The organism is Allobosea sp. BH3, from assembly GCF_025499465.1.
Classification (GTDB): Bacteria; Pseudomonadota; Alphaproteobacteria; order Rhizobiales; family Beijerinckiaceae; genus Allobosea.
Genome location: NZ_JAIMCA010000002.1, coordinates 306,001 through 323,004, shown reverse-complemented (window position 1 = coordinate 323,004; position 17,004 = coordinate 306,001). Strand labels below are relative to the sequence as shown.

Below are 17,004 nucleotides of genomic sequence, written 5' to 3'. Positions count from 1 at the left end.
GGAACGGTCCTTTGAATTCAGGCGGCTAGCTTTGTCATTCCGGGGCGCCCGAAGGGCGAACCCGGAACCCACGACTGGGTAGAACGTCGTGGTCGGACAAGATTCGCCCAGTCGTGGGTTCCGGGTTCTCCGCTGCGCGGAGCCCCGGAATGACACGAAGGCTCAGCCCAGAATACCCGGCAGATTGAGCCCCTTCTCGCGGGCGCAATCCTGCGCGATCTCGTAGCCGGCATCGGCATGGCGCATCACGCCGGTCGCCGGATCGTTCCAGAGCACGCGGCCGAGGCGGGCGGCCGCATCCTCGGTGCCGTCGGCGCAGATCACGACGCCGGAATGCTGTGAGAAGCCCATGCCGACGCCGCCGCCATGATGCAGCGAGACCCAGGTCGCGCCGGAAGCCGTGTTGAGGAGCGCATTGAGCAGCGGCCAGTCGGACACCGCGTCGGAGCCGTCCTTCATCGCTTCCGTCTCACGGTTGGGCGAGGCGACCGAGCCTGAATCGAGATGGTCGCGGCCGATCACGACAGGAGCCTTGAGTTCGCCCTTCGCCACCATCTCGTTGAAGGCGAGTCCGAGCCGATGGCGGTCGCCGAGGCCGACCCAGCAGATGCGCGCCGGCAGGCCCTGGAAGGCGATGCGCTCGCGCGCCATGTCGAGCCAGTTGTGCAGATGCGTGTTGCCGGGCGTCAGTTCCTTCACCTTGGCGTCGGTCTTGTAGATGTCCTCCGGGTCGCCCGAGAGGGCTGCCCAGCGGAACGGGCCGATGCCGCGGCAGAACAGCGGGCGGATATAGGCCGGCACGAAGCCCGGAAAGGCGAAGGCGTTCTCCAGCCCCTCGTCCTTGGCAACCTGCCGGATGTTGTTGCCGTAGTCGAAGGTGGGCACGCCCATGTCCTGGAAGGCGATCATCGCCTCGACATGCTCGCGCATCGAGGCCCGCGCCGCCTGTTCCACGGCCTTCGGATTGCCCTCGCGGCGCTGGCGCCATTCGCCGAGCGTCCAGCCCTTGGGAAGGTAGCCGTTGACCGGGTCATGGGCCGAGGTCTGGTCGGTGACCATGTCGGGGCGGATGCCGCGGCGGACCATCTCGGGCAGGATCTCGGCACAGTTGCCGAGCAGACCGACCGACTTCGCCTCGCCGGCCTTGGTCCAGCGGTCGATCATCTCGAGCGCCTCGTCGAGCGTCGCCGCCTTCTCGTCGAGATAGCGGGTGCGCAGGCGGAATTCGATCGACTCGGGATTGCACTCGACGGCGAGGCAGGAGGCGCCGGCCATGACTGCCGCAAGCGGCTGCGCGCCGCCCATGCCGCCGAGCCCGCCGGTCAGCACCCACTTGCCCTTGAGACTGCCGCCATAATGCTGGCGCCCGGCTTCGACGAAGGTCTCGTAGGTGCCCTGCACGATGCCTTGCGTGCCGATATAGATCCAGGAGCCGGCCGTCATCTGGCCGTACATCGCGAGCCCCTTCTTATCGAGCTCGTTGAAATGGTCCCAATTGGCCCAGTGGGGGACGAGATTGGAGTTTGCGATCAGGACCCGCGGCGCGTCCTTATGCGTACGGAAGACGCCGACCGGCTTGCCGGACTGGACGAGCAGTGTCTCGTCGGCCTCGAGCGCGCGCAGCGCCGAGACGATGCGGTCGAAATCCTCCCAAGAGCGCGCGGCGCGTCCGATGCCGCCATAGACCACGAGCTCATGCGGGTTCTCGGCGACGTTCGGATCGAGATTGTTCATCAGCATGCGCAGCGGGGCTTCCGTCAGCCAGCTCTTGGCCGAAAGCTCGGTGCCGGTCGCGGCGCGGATGGTGCGGGTGTTGTCGAGGCGGGTCATGAGCGGCTCCGTTCGAAAGCGGCGGCCGCGCCGAGCGCGGCTTCGATGATGGCGGAGAGGGCGGACTGGAGCTGGGTGGCTTTCGGCGCGTCGAAGGCCCAAGGCGCGGTCTCGTCAGCGAGATAGGCGGAAAGCGCGATCTCCATCTGGAGAGCGTGAACATGCTCCGAGGGGCGCCCGTAATGCCGGGTGATCCAGCCGCCCTTGAAGCGGCCATTCGCGATCTGCGTCAGAGGCTGTCCGGCCATGGCGGCGATGGCTGCAGCCTCCACGCTCGGAGCGCAGCTCGCACCGGAGTTGGTGCCGAGGTTGAGCGTCGGCAGCGTGCCGGCGAAGAGCCGCGGGATCACCGACTTGATCGAGTGGCAGTCCCACAGCACGCAATAGCCGTGCTCTCCCTTCACCCGCGCGATCTCGGCGGAAAGCGCGTCGTGATAGGGCTGGAAATAGGCGGCCTTGCGCCGCTCGATCTCGGCTCCGTCCAGCGTGGCCTGCCAGATCGGCGCGCCGTCGAAGGTCGTCGTCGGCACCAGCTCGGTCGTCGCCTGCCCCGGATAGAGCGAGACGCCGGACGGGTCGCGGTTGAGGTCGATGACGAAGCGCGAAAGCTGCGCCTCGACGACCGTCGGCGCGAGGCGCTCGGTGAAGCCATAGAGCTGGCGCATATGCCAGTCGGTATCCTCGACCAGCCGCCCGCGCTCGTTCAGCGCCGCCGCGATCTCAGGTGGCAGGCCGGTGCCGGGATGCGGCATGGAGAGGATGAGCGGGGAGCTGCCGCGGGTGACGCTGACGGTGTTGGTGGTCATGCCGCTTACGCCCCGAACTCAGCAAAAGAATCCAGTCCCGCGGCTTCGCCGACAGCCCCGGAGAGCACGAGTTCCGTTGCCGCCGCGAGATCGGGCGCGAGGTAGCGGTCCTCGGTCAACGGCGCGATCTTGCCGCGCAGCAGCGCGAGCACCGGCTCCAGCCGCGCGCTGGTCTTCAGCGGCCGGTGATGCTCGATGGCTTCCGCCGCCGCCATCAGCTCGATGCCGATGATGCTCGCGGCGTTGCGCGCCATGTCGATCAGCCGGAAGGCGCCATGTGTCGCCATCGAGACATGGTCTTCCTGGTTGGCGGAAGTGGGGATGGTGTCGACCGAGGCCGGATAGGCCTTCTGCTTGTTCTCCGAAGCCAGCGCCGCGGCCGTGACCTGCGCGATCATGAAGCCGGAGTTCAGCCCGGCATCGCGGGCGAGGAAGGGAGGCAGCCCGCTCATCACGGGGTCGACCAGCAGCGCCATGCGGCGCTCGGAGAGGTTGCCGATCTCGCAGACGCCTATCGCCAGCATGTCGGCGGCGAAGGCGACGGGCTCCGCGTGGAAATTGCCGCCCGAGACGATCTCGCCTGGCCCCAGCACCAGTGGGTTGTCGGTGACGGCATTGGCCTCGATGGCAAGTGTCGTCGCGACGGTGTCGAGAAGGCCGTGCACCGCGCCCATCACCTGCGGCTGGCAGCGCAGCGAATAGGGATCCTGCACCTTGCTGTCGCCATGGCGGTGGCTCTCGCGGATGGCGCTGCCGGCGATGAGGTCGAGCAGGGTCTTGGCGACGCGGATCTGGCCCGGCTGGCCGCGCAGGCTCTGGATGCGCGGGTCGAAGGGCGTGTCGGAGCCCTTCAGCGCGTCGACCGAGAGCGCGCCGGCCACCAGCGCCGCGTCGAAGACGCGGGCGATGGAGGCAAGGCCGGTGAGCGCCAGCGTGGTCGAGACCTGGGTGCCGTTGATGAGAGCAAGCCCCTCCTTGGCGCCGAGCGCCAGCGGCTCGATGCCCGTGCGCTGCAGGACCTCAGTGGCTGGCAGCGTCTCGCCCTTGAGCCTGATCTCGCCGAAGCCCATCAGCGCGGCCGTCATATGGGCGAGCGGCGCGAGATCGCCGGAGGCACCGACCGACCCCTTAGCGGGGATCACCGGCAGGGCGTCGGCCTTGAGCGCTCCGGTCAGTGCTTCGATCACAGCCGGCCGCACGCCGGAAGCGCCGCGCGCCAGGCTCGCTGCCTTCATCGCGAGCAGGAGCCGCACCACACCATCGGGCAAGGCAGGGCCGGTGCCGACCGCATGGGACAGGATCAGGTTGCGCTGGAGCAAGGCGAGATCGGCATCGGCGATGCGCACGCTGGCGAGCTTGCCGAAGCCGGTGTTGACGCCGTAGGTCACGGTGCCGGCCGAGACGATGTCCTCGACGATCTGCTGCCCGGCCGCGATGCTGCGGGCGCTGTCGCCGGCGAGCGCGGCGGAGGCGCCGTCAAGGATGGCGCGCCAGTCGGTGAGATGGGCTGCGCCCGGGTTCAGCGAAACCGTGGTCATTGTCCGTTCCGGATGCGGGTGTGAAGCGGGTTGAAGCCGATGCGGTAGGCGAGCTCGGCCGGGCGTTCGATCTCCCAGATCGCGAGGTCGCAGGCCTTCCCGGCTTCGAGCGTGCCGGTTTCGTCCTGAAGGCCGAGCGCTTTCGCGGCGTTGCGCGTCATCCCGGCCAGCGCTTCCTCCGGTGTCAGGCGGAAGAGCGTACAGGCCATGTTGAGCGTCATCAGCGGCGAGGTGAGGGGAGATGTCCCGGGGTTGGCGTCGGTGGCGAGCGCGATCGGCACGCCATGCTTGCGCAGGAGATCGATCGGCGGCTTCACCGTCTCGCGCAGGAAGTAGAAGGCGCCGGGCAGCACGACCGCGGCCGTCCCGGCCTTCGCCATCGCCGCTACGCCGGCCTCGTCGAGATGCTCGAGATGGTCGGCCGAAAGCGCGCCCATCTCGGCCGCCAGCTTCGCACCGCCGAGATTGGAGAGCTGCTCGGCATGGATCTTGATCGCAAGCCCCTTGGCTTTCGCGGCCTCGAACACCAGCCGCGTCTCCTCCGGCGAGAAGGCGATGCCTTCGCAGAACACGTCGACCGCGTCGGCCAATCCTTCTGCCGCGACGGCATCGAGCATCGGCCCGGCGACCAGCGCCGCATAGTCTCCCGAGCGCCCCTTGTATTCGGGCGGCACCGCATGGGCGCCGAGGAAGGTGGTCCGGGCCGTGACGTCGCGCTCGCGGCCGATACGGCGCGCCACGCGCAGCACCTTGGTCTCGCTCTCGGTATCGAGCCCGTAGCCGGACTTGATTTCGACGGTGGTGACACCTTCGCGGGTGAGTTCACGCAGGCGCCGGTCGGCCGAGGCGAAGAGCTCGTCCTCGCTCGCTGCGCGCGTCGCCTTCACCGAGGAGAGGATGCCGCCGCCAGCGCGCGCGATCTCTTCATAGGTCGCGCCCTGCAGCCGCAGTTCGAACTCGTGGGCGCGGTCGCCGCCGTAGACGAGATGGGTGTGGCAGTCGATCAGCCCGGGTGTGATCCAGCGCTCTTCGCAATCGACGGTCTGCGCGGCTTTGAAGGCGGGAGCCTCGCTGCGCGGTCCGGCATAGATGATGCGCCCGTCCCGCGCCGCGATCACGCCATCCTCGACCGCGCCATAGGGCACCTCGCTGCCGGGCGCCATCGTCGCCAGCCGGGCATTTGTCCAGAGCCTGTCGCAGAGCAGCGTCTCGCCTTGAGCCTTCGACACCCAGCGCCCTCCCGCTATTCTTCCGTTGCGAATATGCTATCTAATTGCATATGCAAATGGCAAGCCTCTATTTGCATATGCAATTGAACGACGGAGCAAGCCGGTGACCGAGACCCTGCATCTGGCCGAGGCCCTTTTGCCGGAAGGCTTCGCCAGCAATGTGACGCTGACCATCGGGCAGGGCGTCGTCACCGCTGTCGAGACGGGCGCTGCGCCGGCCCCGGGCCAGGCCAGCTTCAAGGGGCTTGCGCTGCCCGGCATGCCGAACCTGCACAGCCACGCCTTCCAGCGCGGCATGGCGGGGCTCTCCGAGCGTCGGGGCGCGCCGGAGGATTCCTTCTGGACCTGGCGCGAGGTGATGTACCGCTTCCTCGACCGGCTCGACCCCGAGGATGTGCAGGCCATCGCCGCGCAGGCCTTCGTCGAGATGCTGGAGGGCGGCTTCACGGCTCTCGCCGAGTTCCACTATCTCCATCACGACAAGGACGGCCGTCCTTACGCGAACATCGCACGGATGGGAGAGGCTGTTGCCGCGGCGGCGGATGAGACCGGCCTCGGCCTGACCCTCCTGCCGGTGCTCTATCGCTTCGGCAATTTCGGGCAGGCACCCTCGGTCCATGGCCAGCGCCGCTTCGTCAATGACCGCGACGCCTATCTGCGGTTGCTGGAGGGCAGCGCCGCCGCGATCCGCTCCCTGCCGGATGCACGCCTCGGGGTCGCGCCGCATTCGCTGCGTGCGGTCGCGCTCGATGATCTCGGCTGGTTGGCGGCTTTGAGGCCGGACGATCCCATCCATATCCACGTCGCCGAGCAGGTGCCCGAAGTCGAGGCCAGCCTGAAGATCACGGGCCGGCGGCCGGTGGAATTGCTGATCGACACGGGCGCGCTCGACCGGCGCTGGTGCCTGATCCATGCGACGCATCTGACTGACGCGGAGCGGGACGGCATCGCCCGCAGCGGCGCGGTGGCGGGGCTTTGCCCGATTACCGAGTCCAGCCTTGGCGACGGCATCTTCGACGGCGTGCGTTATCGCGCGGCCGGTGGTGCCTTCGGCGTCGGCAGTGATTCCAACATCCAGATCGATGCGGGCGCCGAATTGCGCCAGCTCGAATATTCGCAGCGCCTGCGTGACCGCCGCCGCGCGCTCTTCGCCGAGGGTGAGGCCTCGACGGGGCTTGCGCTCTGGCAGGCGGCCTGTGCCGGCGGGGCGCAGGCCTGTGGCCGGGCCATCGGCCGCATCGCGCCCGGCTGCCGGGCCGATTTCATCACGCTCGACACCGACCATCCCGCCCTCGTCGGCAGGAGCGGCGCCGAGGCTATCGACAGCGCGATCTTCGCCGCCAATGCGCTGCCTTTGCGCGATGTCGTGGTCGGTGGCAGGAGAGTGGTGGCGGAAGGCCGGCATATCGCCCGCGATTCGGTCAGGGCGCGCTTTTCCGGCGTGATGCGCCGCCTGCTGGCGGCTTAGGAACGACGATGACGGACAGCCGGCTCGACGCGGTGAAGCTGGACGGAGCCGGGCCGGTCTACGACCAGATCCGGCGCGCGATCCGCGATCTGGTGGTCAGCGGCAGCTGGCCGCCGGGCACGAGCGTGCCGCCGGAGCACGCGCTGATGGAGCAGCTCGGCGCTTCGCGGATGACCGTGCACCGCGCGCTCGTGCAACTCGCCCGCGAAGGGCTCATCACCCGTCGCCGGCGCTCGGGCACCATCGTCGCCAGCCCCCCGGCCAGCCACGCCATGTTCGACATCCTCTCGATCCCCGAGGAGGTGCGCGGGCTCGGCCAGGACTATGCCTACAAGGTCCTGTCGCGCAGCGACGGCCGGCCTGCGCCGGACGTGGCGGAGCGTTTCGGGATCAAGCGCTGGGAGAAGGTGGCGCATCTCGTGGTGCTGCACCGGGCGGACGGCAAGCCGCATGTGCTGGAGGAGCGCATCATCCACGCGGCGGGAGCGCCGGGACTGGAGGACGAGGATTTCGCCGTGACGCCGCCCGGTGACTGGCTGCTGGAACACAGCCTCTGGTCACAGGCCGAGCATGCGATCAGCGCCGTCGGGGCGGGCGCGGCGGAGGCGGCGCTGCTCGAGATCACGGAGGGCGAGCCGTGCCTGCTGGTCGAGCGCCGCACCTGGAACCAGTCGCAGCCGGTGACGGCGGTGCGGCTGCTCCATCCAGGCTCCCGCCACCGCTTCGTCGGCCGCTTCGGCCCCTACGGCCGGGTCTGAACAGAAAAGGCCCGCCATGAAGGCGGGCCTCGGTCGTTCGGCGCTTGTTGCCGTTCAGCAGGCGTAGGCGACTCGGCGGCCCCATTCGTCGCGGCCGTAGCAGGTCTGCGGCGTGGCCGCGCTGCCGATGATCGCTCCGCTGGCGCCGCCGATAGCCGCGCCCGCCAGCGCCCCTCCGGCCCGGCCGGTCGCTGCGCCGCCGATGAGAGCGCCGGCGCCGGCGCCGATCACCCCACCCGTGGCGGCGTTCTGCTCGCGGGGGGTGCAGGCTCCGAGAGCGGCGGCAATGGCGGCGATGACCATGATTTTTTTCATTGGAGTTGCTCCTCCTCGTTCAACAAGAGCGATGTGTCGATCGCGACAGGAACCCCTTCCGCCTCGCAAAGGTTCCTCGGTAGCGTCTCCGCTGGCGGATTCACCCGCGCTTCCCGCACACGAGAGAGGGTTGAGCCGGGTCTGCAAATTTCCGAGAAATCCTTCGATCCGCATGGGAACCTTCCGGTTCCACGAGACGTTGTGGCTGTGCGTTTCTTCGCGCCGCTCACTCGGCGCACCTGACCAGCCTTAAGAACGGGAGGGCCAGATATGGCTATGACCACCACGACTTCTTCCAACCCTCTGATTGCCGGCGCGCGCGTTGCGGGTACGGACGTGTACAACGCCTCAGGCGAGCATCTCGGCGAGATCTACGACGTGATGCTCGACAAGCAGAGCGGGAAGGTCGCCTACGCCATCATGTCCTTCGGGGGCTTCCTCGGGCTCGGGGAGAAATACCATCCGATCCCCTGGAGCGTGCTCGATTACGACCCGCAGCGTGCCGGCTATGTCGTGCCGCTGACGCGGGAGAAGCTCGAGGCTGCGCCGATGTACGACAGCGAAGGCGAGCCCGACTGGGAGGACAAGGCTTACGGCAAGCGGGTCCATGATTACTACGGAACCATGCCCTACTGGATGATGTAGCGGCTTCCGGGCGCAAGTCGCGGCGGTTGCTATCCCCCCAGCCGAACCGTCGTGACGGCGGGATGCGGGCCGAAAGGCCCGCATCTTCTTTTTTGGGCCTGAGGCCCGCTTTCTTTTTCCTCGCCTCGGAACCGGAAACGGGTTTCACGCGTCTCCTCGGCAGGGGCAGATGCCCGACAGGCCGCAGGTGGCTTCCGCCGGACGGCAGTTTCTCACATCAGGAGAACGCGATGCGCATCCGTTACGGCTACCGTATCGAGCTGGTCTGCGCCCATGAGATGCCGCTGGTGACGCTGCTCGATGTCCACCCGTCGCGTCGCCACGATCTGACGATGCCCGATGAGATGAAGGTCAGTGCGCTCGCGGACCCTGCATTGTCGATCCGCGTCAGCCAGCATCTCGATGCCTTTGGAAATATCTGCCGGCGCATGGTCGCGCCGCCCGGCGGAATTCGCCTGGAATCCGAAGGTGTCGTCCACGATTCCGGGGAGCCGGATGTGGTCAATCCCGCGGCGCGGGAGGTTGCGCCCTCACGCCTGCCGGACGAGGCACTCGCCTTCCTGCTGGGCAGCCGCTACTGCGAAACCGACCGGCTCAACGATCAGGCCTGGAGGCTGTTCGGCGGCACCGCGCCGGGCTGGGCGCGCGTGCAGGCGATCGTCGACTTCGTCCACAACCACCTGACCTTCGGCTATCATTACGCGCGCAATACGCGCACCGCCGCCGAAGCCTTCGACGAGCGTGTCGGCGTCTGCCGCGACTTCGCTCATCTGGCCATCGCGCTCTGCCGCTGCATGAACATCCCGGCGCGCTACTGCAACGGCTATCTCGGCGACATCGGCGTGCCGCTGAACCCTGCGCCGATGGATTTCAACGCCTGGTTCGAGGTCTTCCTCGGCGGTCGTTGGTACACTTTCGATGCCCGTCACAACGAGCCGCGCATCGGGCGTGTCGTGATCGCCCGTGGGCGCGATGCCACGGACGTGGCGATGGTCAGCTCCTTCGGAACCCACACGATCCAGCGCTTCGAGGTCATCACCGAGGAGATCGAGGACGTGCCGATGCCGCTGATGCCGCGTGTGCCGGAGCAGTTCAATTCGCACCCCGCCGCTGCCTGAACCGGCTTCGGCGCTCTTGCGCCGGGAGGTCGGGCACCTATCTTCGCCAGCACCATGCGTTACACCGTCGTCGTCAACGCGCGCGCCGGAACCGTCCTCGAAGCCGGAGCCGATGTCTTTGCCAAGCGGCTCGCGGCGGCTTTCGCCGACGAGGGCTGTTTCGCGGATGTCCGTCTCGTGCCGCCGCGCGAGATCTCGGGGGCGCTGTCCAAGGCGATCGAGGAGGGCGATGCCACGCCGGTCATCGCCGGCGGCGACGGCACGATCAACGGCGTCCTCCCCATATTGATTCAGGCTGGCCGGCCAGTCGGCATTCTGCCGATGGGCACGGTCAATGTTCTCGGCCGCGATCTCGGCCTCATGGGCTCACTGGAGCAGCAGGTCGCGGCGCTCTGCCAGGGCGAGCCGGTGGCGATGGATGTCGGCCGCGTCGACGGCCGGCTGTTTCATTCTCTCTCGGGGATGGGCTTCTTCAGCCTGATGGCACGCGAGCGGGAACAGGCACGCAGGCGCTTTCCCTTCAGCCGCGCGGCGGCCTTCGGCATCGCCGCTACACGCTCCATCCTCTTCACCCGCTCCATCACCGTCGACATCGCGGTCGGCGCCGCGAGCCATGTCGTCGAGGCCGATGCGGTGCTCGTCACCGTCAACCGTTTCAATGGCGCCGAATGGCGGCGGGACCGGCTCGACGGTGGCGTCTTCGAGGTGCATGTGCTGAATGCCGGGGGGCTCTATTCACGCGGCAAGGCGGCGCTTTCGGTCGCCTCGGGGATGTGGCGCTCGTCGACGAACCTCAGCTCCTTCACCGGCGACGCGGTGACGTTGAATCGGCGGGACAAGCGGCGCGGGCACATCACCTTCGACGGCGAAGTCGCCAGAAAGGCCGGGCCCTTGGCCTATGGTCTGCTACCGCGGGCCTTGAACGTGATCGCCGCCCGGCCGCCGAGCCTCGACAATGGGAGCCACCATGCCTGAGACCATGCGAGCCTGGGCCGAGCCGATGCCGGCATGGCGGCAGCCGCGCGTTTTCGTGCCGGTCGCGGCGGCGCTGGCCTTTCTCGGGCTCGCCGCCCTCATCGCTTCAGGCCACAGCTTCGCCTTCGACCGCACCCTGATTTTCCTGTTGCGCGATCCGGCCGACCCTTCGGTGCCGCTGGGCCCGAGCTGGTTGCACGAGGCGGTTCGGGACATGACGGCGCTCGGCAGCTTCGTCGGGCTGTTCTTCATGACGACGGCCGCGACGCTCTCGCTCTGGCTCTGCGGCTATCGCCATCTGGCGATCGGCCTGGTTATCAGCGTCCTTGCGGCGCTCGCCGTCAGCACCGGCCTCAAGATCGCGATCGGGCGCGAGCGTCCGGATATCGTCGCCCATACGGCGCTGACCTTCACGGCGAGCTTCCCCAGCGGTCACGCTTTTCTTTCGGCCGTGACGCTGCTCTGCATCGCGGGCTTCGTCGGGCTTGCCTCGCGGCGGCAGGATATCGCCCGGCTCTGCCTCGTGCTGGCCTGGGTGATGATCGTGCTGATCGGGCTAAGCCGGATCTATCTCGGCGTCCATTGGCCAACGGATGTGATCGGGGGCTGGTGCCTCGGCATCGCCTGGTCGAGCATCGCCATAGCCTGGCTCGGTCGGAAGATGGCGGAGTCCGACCCGGCCTGAAGCATCGGACCGAAAAGTGGCTTCCAATTTTCGGAAAATCGGATGCTTGAACAAGGCTAGATCGCCACTTTGCGTCCAACAGGACGCAGGGCGAGCTAGCGCATATCGATCGTGGCGTTGACTCCCAGGTCCGGCGTCCGGCCGAGGATGCGGGCCGTCGCCAGCTTGAAGGCGACGAGCACACTGCTCGATGGCCCGTCCCAGATTTCGGCGGAGACTGGCGTCAGGGCCAGCAGCGTCGCGTCGGGGTCGTCCGGCCCGTTCGGGAACCAGGCGTTGGCCATCGGCGTCCAGATCTGCCGCAGCAGCTCATGATCGTGGATCTCGGAGGCGGAGCAGGTCACGGCTGCGTAGAAGTTGCGGTCCTCGTGGCTGAGCGCGATGGAAACCGTCGGCGAGCGCAGCGCTTCGCCGATGATGCCGGTATGGCGATGCGTGACGAACAGGATGCGGTGGCGCTCCCGGTCGATCTCCCCCGCCATCGGCCGCGTCCTGATGCCGTCCCCGGCGATGAGCGAGACCATGTAGACCGGATGCGCGGCGAGCGCCGTCCAGATGCGCTCCTGCAATTCGGTTTCGGCCATGGCAACCTCCTGCTCGCGTGACGTTCGACCTCAGAAAGTCAGTGACGACGGCGGCAGTTCCATCCGGCGATCCTTGGGCTCGTCCGCGGAACCTTGCAGGGCGGAACGCGTTAGACCGGCGCCGCAACCTGTCGGCTGTTGGGGGACACCTTATGCTCGCATCGCGCAATCTGCTCGTCGCCATTGTCATTATTCTCGTCGCAGGCCTCGCTGTCACCAGCTATGCGCTCTACGAGGAGAAGAAGCAGCCGGACGGCGTCGAGATTTCTGTCGGCAAGAACGGGCTTTCCATCAAGGAGAAGTGAGCGCCGACGATAGCATCGGATCAATCCGATGCGGCAACAATGAGCTAGATCACCGTTATCGCGCGCTGTCCGACACGCGGCGATCTAGCTGCTCGCAACGATCATGTTGCGGACGATCGGGTAGATCTGCCCTTCCCATTTCCGCCCCGAGAACACGCCGTAATGGCCGACGCCGGCCTGCATGTGGTGGCGCTTCCGGAACGGCTTGAGGCCCGAGCACAGATCATGGGCGGAGGCCGTCTGGCCGAGCGAGCAGATGTCGTCGCGCTCGCCCTCGACGGTCAGGAGCGATGTCTTGCGGATCGCCCGGCAATCGACCTTTTCGCCGCGGTAGCTCAGCGTGCCCGCCGCCAGCCTTGCCTCCTGGAAGATCCACTGCACCGTCTCGAGATAGAACTCGGCCGGCAGGTCCAGCACCGCGAAATACTCGTCGTAGAAGGTCTTGATCTTCTCGGCTTCCTCGCTGGCGCCTGTGGCCAGATGTGTGAACATGTCGATATGGGCGTTGAGGTGCCGGCCCATATTCATCGCCATGAAGGCGCCGAGCTGCACGAAGCCGGGATAGACCCTGCGGCCCGCCCCGGCATGGCGCGCCGGCACGGTCGCGATCAGGTTCTTGCGGAACCATTCGATCGGCCGCTCGGTCGCCAGCTTGTTGACCGTCGTCGGGTTGATGCGCGTGTCGACCGGCCCGGCCATCAGAGTCATGCTGCGCGGCTGGGCCGGGTTGCCCGCCTGGGCCATCACCGCCGCCGCGGTAAGCACCTGCACGCAGGGCTGGCAGACGGCGACGACATGCGTGTCCGGTCCCAGCTCCTCGATGAAGCGGATCAGCGTGTCGACATAGTCGTCATAGCCGAAGGCGCCGTCTGAAAGCGGCACGTCGCGGGCATTGTGCCAGTCGGTGATGTAGACGTCGTGGTCCTGCAGCAGCGTCGCCACCGTGTTGCGCAGCAGCGTCGCGAAATGGCCGGACATCGGCGCGACGACCAGCACCTTGGCCTGCTCCGCCGCCACATCCTTGCGGAACCTCAGCAGGCTGCCGAAGGGCAGGGCGAGCGCCACCTCCTCGGTGACAGCCACCTCGCGGTTGCCGTCGCGCACGCTGAATATCCTGTAGGGCGGCCGCTCATGGCTGATGCCCGCCCGCGTCACCATCTCATAGGCCGCAGCGGCTGCGCGCAGTGAAACCGGCTCCCCCGACAGGGCCTTTGCGCCGAGCGTGGCCAGCGCCGCCTGCGCCAGCATCCGCGCCGGATTGATGAGGTCCGATTGGGCCTGATAGGCAAGGTACATCATGGGTCCAGACCCTGTAATGGAACGTCTCTTGCTAGGATCGTGCCATCGCGCCCCAGGAAGCAGGCCATGACGACGGCGACCTTGACGATCAGCAGCCGGAACTACTCCTCCTGGTCCTTGCGCGGCTGGCTGCTGTGCAAGATGGCGGGGCTGGAGATCGAGGAGCGCATGCTCTCGGCCGACGACCCCTCGACACGCGCCGAGCTCCTGCTGCTCTCGCCGTCCTTCCTCGTGCCTTGCCTGTTCCATGGCGACGTCAAGGTCTGGGATACGCTCGCCATCGCCGGCTATCTCGACGAGATCGCGCCTGAGGCGGGGCTCCTGCCGGCGGAGCGCAAGGCGCGGGCGCATTGCCGCGCCATCAGCGGCGAGATGCATTCCGGCTTCGCCAATCTGCGCTCGGCCCTGCCGATGAACCTCAAGGCGCATTACCCCGGCTTCAAGGTCTGGGCCGGCGCCCAGGCCGACATCGACCGCGTCACTGAGATCTGGCGCGAATGCCTCGAGAGCTATGGCGGGCCCTATCTCTTCGGCGAGACCCTGACCATGGCGGATGCGATGTATGCGCCGGTCTGCCTGCGCTTCCTGACCTATGACGTGGCGCTCGACCCGGCGAGCCGGGAGTATTGCCACGCCATCGCGCAATGGCCGGCCCTCAGGAGCTGGATCGAGGCGGCGAAGGCCGAGCCCGAGGAACTCGAGGAACTCGACGCGGAATTTTAGTGCCTGCGCGGTCTGCGGTTCGGGGATGGGCGGCCGTCTTCGGCGCATTGGCCTTCGGCTGCCAAAAAGGGTAACACCGCGCGCGAAGTTTTCAGTGTCGTGGGAGAGAAACAGATGAACGCGCCCTTCAAGAATCTGATCGCCGGCGAATGGGCCGGTGCGGGCAACGCCTCGCGCAACATCAACCCCTCCAACACCAACGATGTCGTCGGCGAGTACTCGCAGGGCACGGTCGAGGATCTGAACAACGCGGTCGCCGCCGCCAAGGCCGCGTTCCCGGCCTGGAGCCGCTCCACGCCGCAGGAGCGCTACGACATCCTGAAGAAGGCCTCCGACGAGATTCTTGCCCGCAAGGAAGAGCTCGGCAAGCTGCTCTCGCGCGAGGAGGGCAAGACCCTTCCCGAGGGCATCGGCGAGGCGACCCGCGCCGGACAAGTCTTCGCTTTCTTCGCTGGCGAATGCCTGCGCACCGGCGGCGAGATGGTCCCCTCCGTGCGTCCGGGCGTCGGCGTCGAGATCACGCGTGAGGCGGTCGGCATCGTGGGCATGATCACGCCCTGGAACTTTCCGATCGCGATCCCGGCGTGGAAGATCGCGCCGGCGCTCGCCTGGGGCAACTGCGTCGTCATCAAGCCGGCCGATCTCGTGCCGGGCTCGGCCTGGGCGCTGGTCGACATCATCCAGCGCGCCGGCCTGCCCAAGGGCGTGCTCAACCTCGTCATGGGCCGCGGCTCGGTCGTCGGCCAGGCGCTGCTGGAGCACAAGGACGTCCACGCCATCTCCTTCACCGGCTCGGTCGCGACCGGCCGCAAGGTGGCGGCCGCCTGCATCGCGTCCAACCCGATGAAGAAGGTCCAGCTCGAGATGGGCGGCAAGAACCCGCTCGTGGTGCTGGACGACGCCGACCTCAAGACGGCGGTCGAGGTCGCGGTCAACGGTGCGTTCTTCTCCACCGGCCAGCGCTGCACGGCGTCCTCGCGCCTGATCGTGCAGGCCGGCATCCACGACAAGTTCGTCGAGGCCTGCATCGAGCGCCTGAAGGGCGTCGTCGTCGACGACGCGCTGAAGGCTGGCACCCATATCGGCCCCGTCGTCGACCAGAGCCAGCTCGACCAGGACCTGAAATACATCCAGATCGCCAAGGACGAGGGCGGCAAGCTCGCCTTCGGCGGTGAACTGCTGAAGCGCGAGACCCCCGGCTTCTATCTGCAGCCGGCGCTCTTCACCGAGACGACCAACGCCATGCGCATCTCGCGTGAGGAGGTCTTCGGCCCGGTCGCCAACATCATCCGCGTGAAGGACTACGAGGAGGCGCTCGCCGTCGCCAACGACACCGAGTTTGGTCTGTCGTCCGGCATCTGCACCACCTCGCTGAAGTATGCGACGCACTTCAAGCGCAACAGCGAGGCCGGCATGGTGATGGTCAACCTGCCGACGGCCGGCGTCGACTACCATGTGCCGTTCGGCGGCCGGAAGGGCTCCAGCTACGGCTCGCGCGAGCAGGGCGCCTACGCCAAGGAGTTCTACACCACGGTCAAGACGGCCTACACGCTGGCCTGATCGGCGGCATCGCCGTGGAATAGGGAAGGGCCGCGCCGAAAGGCGCGGCCCTTTTCATGTCAGAAGCCTTCGAGCACGATCTTGCCCTTGGCGCGGTTGCTCTCGATCAGGGCATGGGCGCGCTTCAGGTTCTCGGCGTTGATCGTGCCGAAATGCTCGGCGAGCGTCGTTTTCACCGTGCCGGCGTCGACGAGCTTTGACACCTCGGTCAGCAGCTTGCCCTGTTCGGCGATATCGGCCGTCTGGAACAGCGAGCGGGTGAACATCAGCTCCCAGTGCAGGGACAGGCTCTTGCGCTTCAGCGGGTTGGCGTCGAGCGTCTGCGGGTCGTCGATCAGCCCGAAACGCCCCTGCGGTGCCATGAGCTCGACGATGCCCGCCAGATGCGTGTCGGAATGCGTCGTCGAGAAGACGAAGGCGGGCGCGCCGATGCCGAGCGCCGTGACCTGCTCGGGCAGCGGCTTGGTATGGTCGACGACATGATGGGCGCCGAGTTCCTTCGCCCAGGCCGCTGTCTCCGGCCGCGAGGCCGTCGCGATCACCGTCACGTCGGTCAGCCTGCGTGCGAGCTGGATGGCGACCGAGCCGACGCCGCCGGCGCCGCCGATGATCAGCAGGGCAGGGGCCGCGCCCGGCACGGGCCTGCGGATGTCGAGCCGGTCGAACAGCATTTCCCAGGCGGTGATGGAGGTCAGGGGCAGCGCCGCCGCTTCCGCAAAGCCGAGGCTCTTCGGCTTGGGGCCGACGATGCGCTCATCGACGAGATGGAACTGGGCATTGGAGCCGGGGCGGTCGATGGCGCCGGCGTAGAAGACCTCGTCGCCCGGCTTGAAGCCTTTCGCCTGCGGCCCGACGGCCTTGACCACGCCGGCCGCATCCCAGCCGAGCACATTGGCCTGCCCCTCGGCGGGCTGGGCGCGCATGCGCACCTTGGTGTCGACAGGGTTGACCGAGACGGCCTTGACCTCGACGAGCAGGTCGTGCCCGGCCGGGACAGGCTCGGGCAGTTCCAGGTCGATCAGGCTGGTCTCGGCAGCGATGGGCTGCGACTGGCGGTATCCGACGGCGCGCATGGCGTCTCTCCTGCATTGCGGTGGAGCGGAGATGCGCATAACTCTCGAAAGGCGCAAGAACGCACAAATCCAGCCTATAGTGTCAAAAAGGAT

At 67.4% G+C, this 17,004-nt stretch carries 17 protein-coding genes; 9 read left to right on the top strand and 8 right to left on the bottom strand.

What is annotated here, in order from left to right; translation table 11 throughout:
* Window positions 1–162 precede the first annotated feature (162 nt).
* Genes hutU through hutI form a run of 4 tightly spaced genes read right to left on the bottom strand, consistent with a single transcriptional unit; the run spans window position 163 to window position 5,337 of the window.
* A complete protein-coding gene (hutU, locus tag BoBH3_RS06510) occupies window positions 163–1,830 on the bottom strand; it encodes a urocanate hydratase (RefSeq protein ID WP_262329957.1) in 1,668 nt (555 codons plus the stop codon).
* Window positions 1,827–2,636 (bottom strand): N-formylglutamate deformylase, encoded by an 810-nt coding sequence (gene hutG, locus BoBH3_RS06505; protein ID WP_262329956.1) that lies wholly within the window; start codon window positions 2,634–2,636, stop codon window positions 1,827–1,829. The genes hutU and hutG overlap by 4 nt, the downstream gene beginning before the upstream one ends.
* 5 nt (window positions 2,637–2,641) lie before the next feature.
* The gene (hutH, locus tag BoBH3_RS06500; protein ID WP_262329955.1) at window positions 2,642–4,174 is read right to left on the bottom strand and encodes a histidine ammonia-lyase; all 1,533 of its coding nucleotides are present in this window, start codon (window positions 4,172–4,174) and stop codon (window positions 2,642–2,644) included.
* The gene (gene hutI / locus BoBH3_RS06495) at window positions 4,171–5,337 is read right to left on the bottom strand and encodes an imidazolonepropionase (RefSeq protein WP_262330446.1); all 1,167 of its coding nucleotides are present in this window, start codon (window positions 5,335–5,337) and stop codon (window positions 4,171–4,173) included. Before hutI ends, hutH begins: the two co-directional genes overlap by 4 nt.
* Window positions 5,338–5,506: 169 nt before the next feature.
* On the opposite strand from hutI, the gene BoBH3_RS06490 reads away from it, so the two are divergent.
* Both BoBH3_RS06490 and BoBH3_RS06485 read left to right on the top strand, forming a co-directional pair.
* Window positions 5,507–6,871, top strand: a complete 1,365-nt coding sequence (locus BoBH3_RS06490) for a formimidoylglutamate deiminase (protein WP_262329954.1) — start codon at window positions 5,507–5,509, stop codon at window positions 6,869–6,871.
* Between the two features lie 8 nt (window positions 6,872–6,879).
* Window positions 6,880–7,629 carry a UTRA domain-containing protein gene (locus BoBH3_RS06485; RefSeq protein ID WP_262329953.1) on the top strand — a complete coding sequence of 250 codons (750 nt, stop codon included), beginning with the start codon at window positions 6,880–6,882 and terminating at the stop codon, window positions 7,627–7,629.
* A gap of 54 nt (window positions 7,630–7,683) precedes the next feature.
* Here BoBH3_RS06485 and BoBH3_RS06480 read toward each other — a convergent pair whose 3' ends face one another.
* Window positions 7,684–7,944, bottom strand: a complete 261-nt coding sequence (locus tag BoBH3_RS06480; protein ID WP_262329952.1) for a glycine zipper domain-containing protein — start codon at window positions 7,942–7,944, stop codon at window positions 7,684–7,686.
* A 270-nt stretch (window positions 7,945–8,214) separates the two neighbouring features.
* On the opposite strand from BoBH3_RS06480, the gene BoBH3_RS06475 reads away from it, so the two are divergent.
* The 4 genes from BoBH3_RS06475 to BoBH3_RS06460 all read left to right on the top strand — a co-directional run bounded on the left by BoBH3_RS06475 (window position 8,215) and on the right by BoBH3_RS06460 (window position 11,367).
* Complete coding sequence (locus BoBH3_RS06475) at window positions 8,215–8,589, top strand: PRC-barrel domain-containing protein (RefSeq protein WP_316045089.1); 375 nt, start codon at window positions 8,215–8,217, stop codon at window positions 8,587–8,589.
* Between the two features lie 230 nt (window positions 8,590–8,819).
* Window positions 8,820–9,707 (top strand): transglutaminase-like domain-containing protein, encoded by an 888-nt coding sequence (locus BoBH3_RS06470; protein ID WP_262329951.1) that lies wholly within the window; start codon window positions 8,820–8,822, stop codon window positions 9,705–9,707.
* A 54-nt stretch (window positions 9,708–9,761) separates the two neighbouring features.
* Window positions 9,762–10,682, top strand: coding sequence for a diacylglycerol/lipid kinase family protein (locus BoBH3_RS06465; protein ID WP_262329950.1), 921 nt, complete (start codon window positions 9,762–9,764; stop codon window positions 10,680–10,682).
* Window positions 10,675–11,367 carry a phosphatase PAP2 family protein gene (locus BoBH3_RS06460; protein WP_262329949.1) on the top strand — a complete coding sequence of 231 codons (693 nt, stop codon included), beginning with the start codon at window positions 10,675–10,677 and terminating at the stop codon, window positions 11,365–11,367. The genes BoBH3_RS06465 and BoBH3_RS06460 overlap by 8 nt, the downstream gene beginning before the upstream one ends.
* A gap of 95 nt (window positions 11,368–11,462) precedes the next feature.
* Here the strand turns inward: BoBH3_RS06460 and BoBH3_RS06455 are convergent, their stop codons facing one another.
* Window positions 11,463–11,951, bottom strand: coding sequence for a pyridoxamine 5'-phosphate oxidase family protein (locus tag BoBH3_RS06455; RefSeq protein ID WP_262329948.1), 489 nt, complete (start codon window positions 11,949–11,951; stop codon window positions 11,463–11,465).
* 152 nt (window positions 11,952–12,103) lie between these two features.
* Between BoBH3_RS06455 and BoBH3_RS06450 the strand changes: the two genes are divergently transcribed.
* Window positions 12,104–12,256 carry a hypothetical protein gene (locus BoBH3_RS06450; RefSeq protein ID WP_262329947.1) on the top strand — a complete coding sequence of 51 codons (153 nt, stop codon included), beginning with the start codon at window positions 12,104–12,106 and terminating at the stop codon, window positions 12,254–12,256.
* 84 nt (window positions 12,257–12,340) lie between these two features.
* On the opposite strand, the gene BoBH3_RS06445 is transcribed toward BoBH3_RS06450, so the two are convergent.
* Window positions 12,341–13,555 carry a polyhydroxyalkanoate depolymerase gene (locus BoBH3_RS06445; protein ID WP_262329946.1) on the bottom strand — a complete coding sequence of 405 codons (1,215 nt, stop codon included), beginning with the start codon at window positions 13,553–13,555 and terminating at the stop codon, window positions 12,341–12,343.
* Window positions 13,556–13,621: 66 nt separating this feature from the next.
* Here BoBH3_RS06445 and BoBH3_RS06440 point away from each other — a divergent pair, with 66 nt between their 5' ends.
* Together BoBH3_RS06440 and BoBH3_RS06435 are read left to right on the top strand one after the other, a co-directional pair.
* Window positions 13,622–14,278, top strand: a complete 657-nt coding sequence (locus BoBH3_RS06440; protein ID WP_262329945.1) for a glutathione S-transferase family protein — start codon at window positions 13,622–13,624, stop codon at window positions 14,276–14,278.
* Between the two features lie 114 nt (window positions 14,279–14,392).
* On the top strand, window positions 14,393–15,838 hold the full coding sequence (locus BoBH3_RS06435; RefSeq protein WP_262329944.1) for an aldehyde dehydrogenase family protein: 1,446 nt from the start codon (window positions 14,393–14,395) through the stop codon (window positions 15,836–15,838).
* Window positions 15,839–15,897: 59 nt separating this feature from the next.
* On the opposite strand, the gene BoBH3_RS06430 is transcribed toward BoBH3_RS06435, so the two are convergent.
* On the bottom strand, window positions 15,898–16,911 hold the full coding sequence (locus BoBH3_RS06430) for a zinc-binding alcohol dehydrogenase family protein (RefSeq protein WP_262329943.1): 1,014 nt from the start codon (window positions 16,909–16,911) through the stop codon (window positions 15,898–15,900).
* Between the last annotated feature and the right edge of the window lie 93 nt (window positions 16,912–17,004).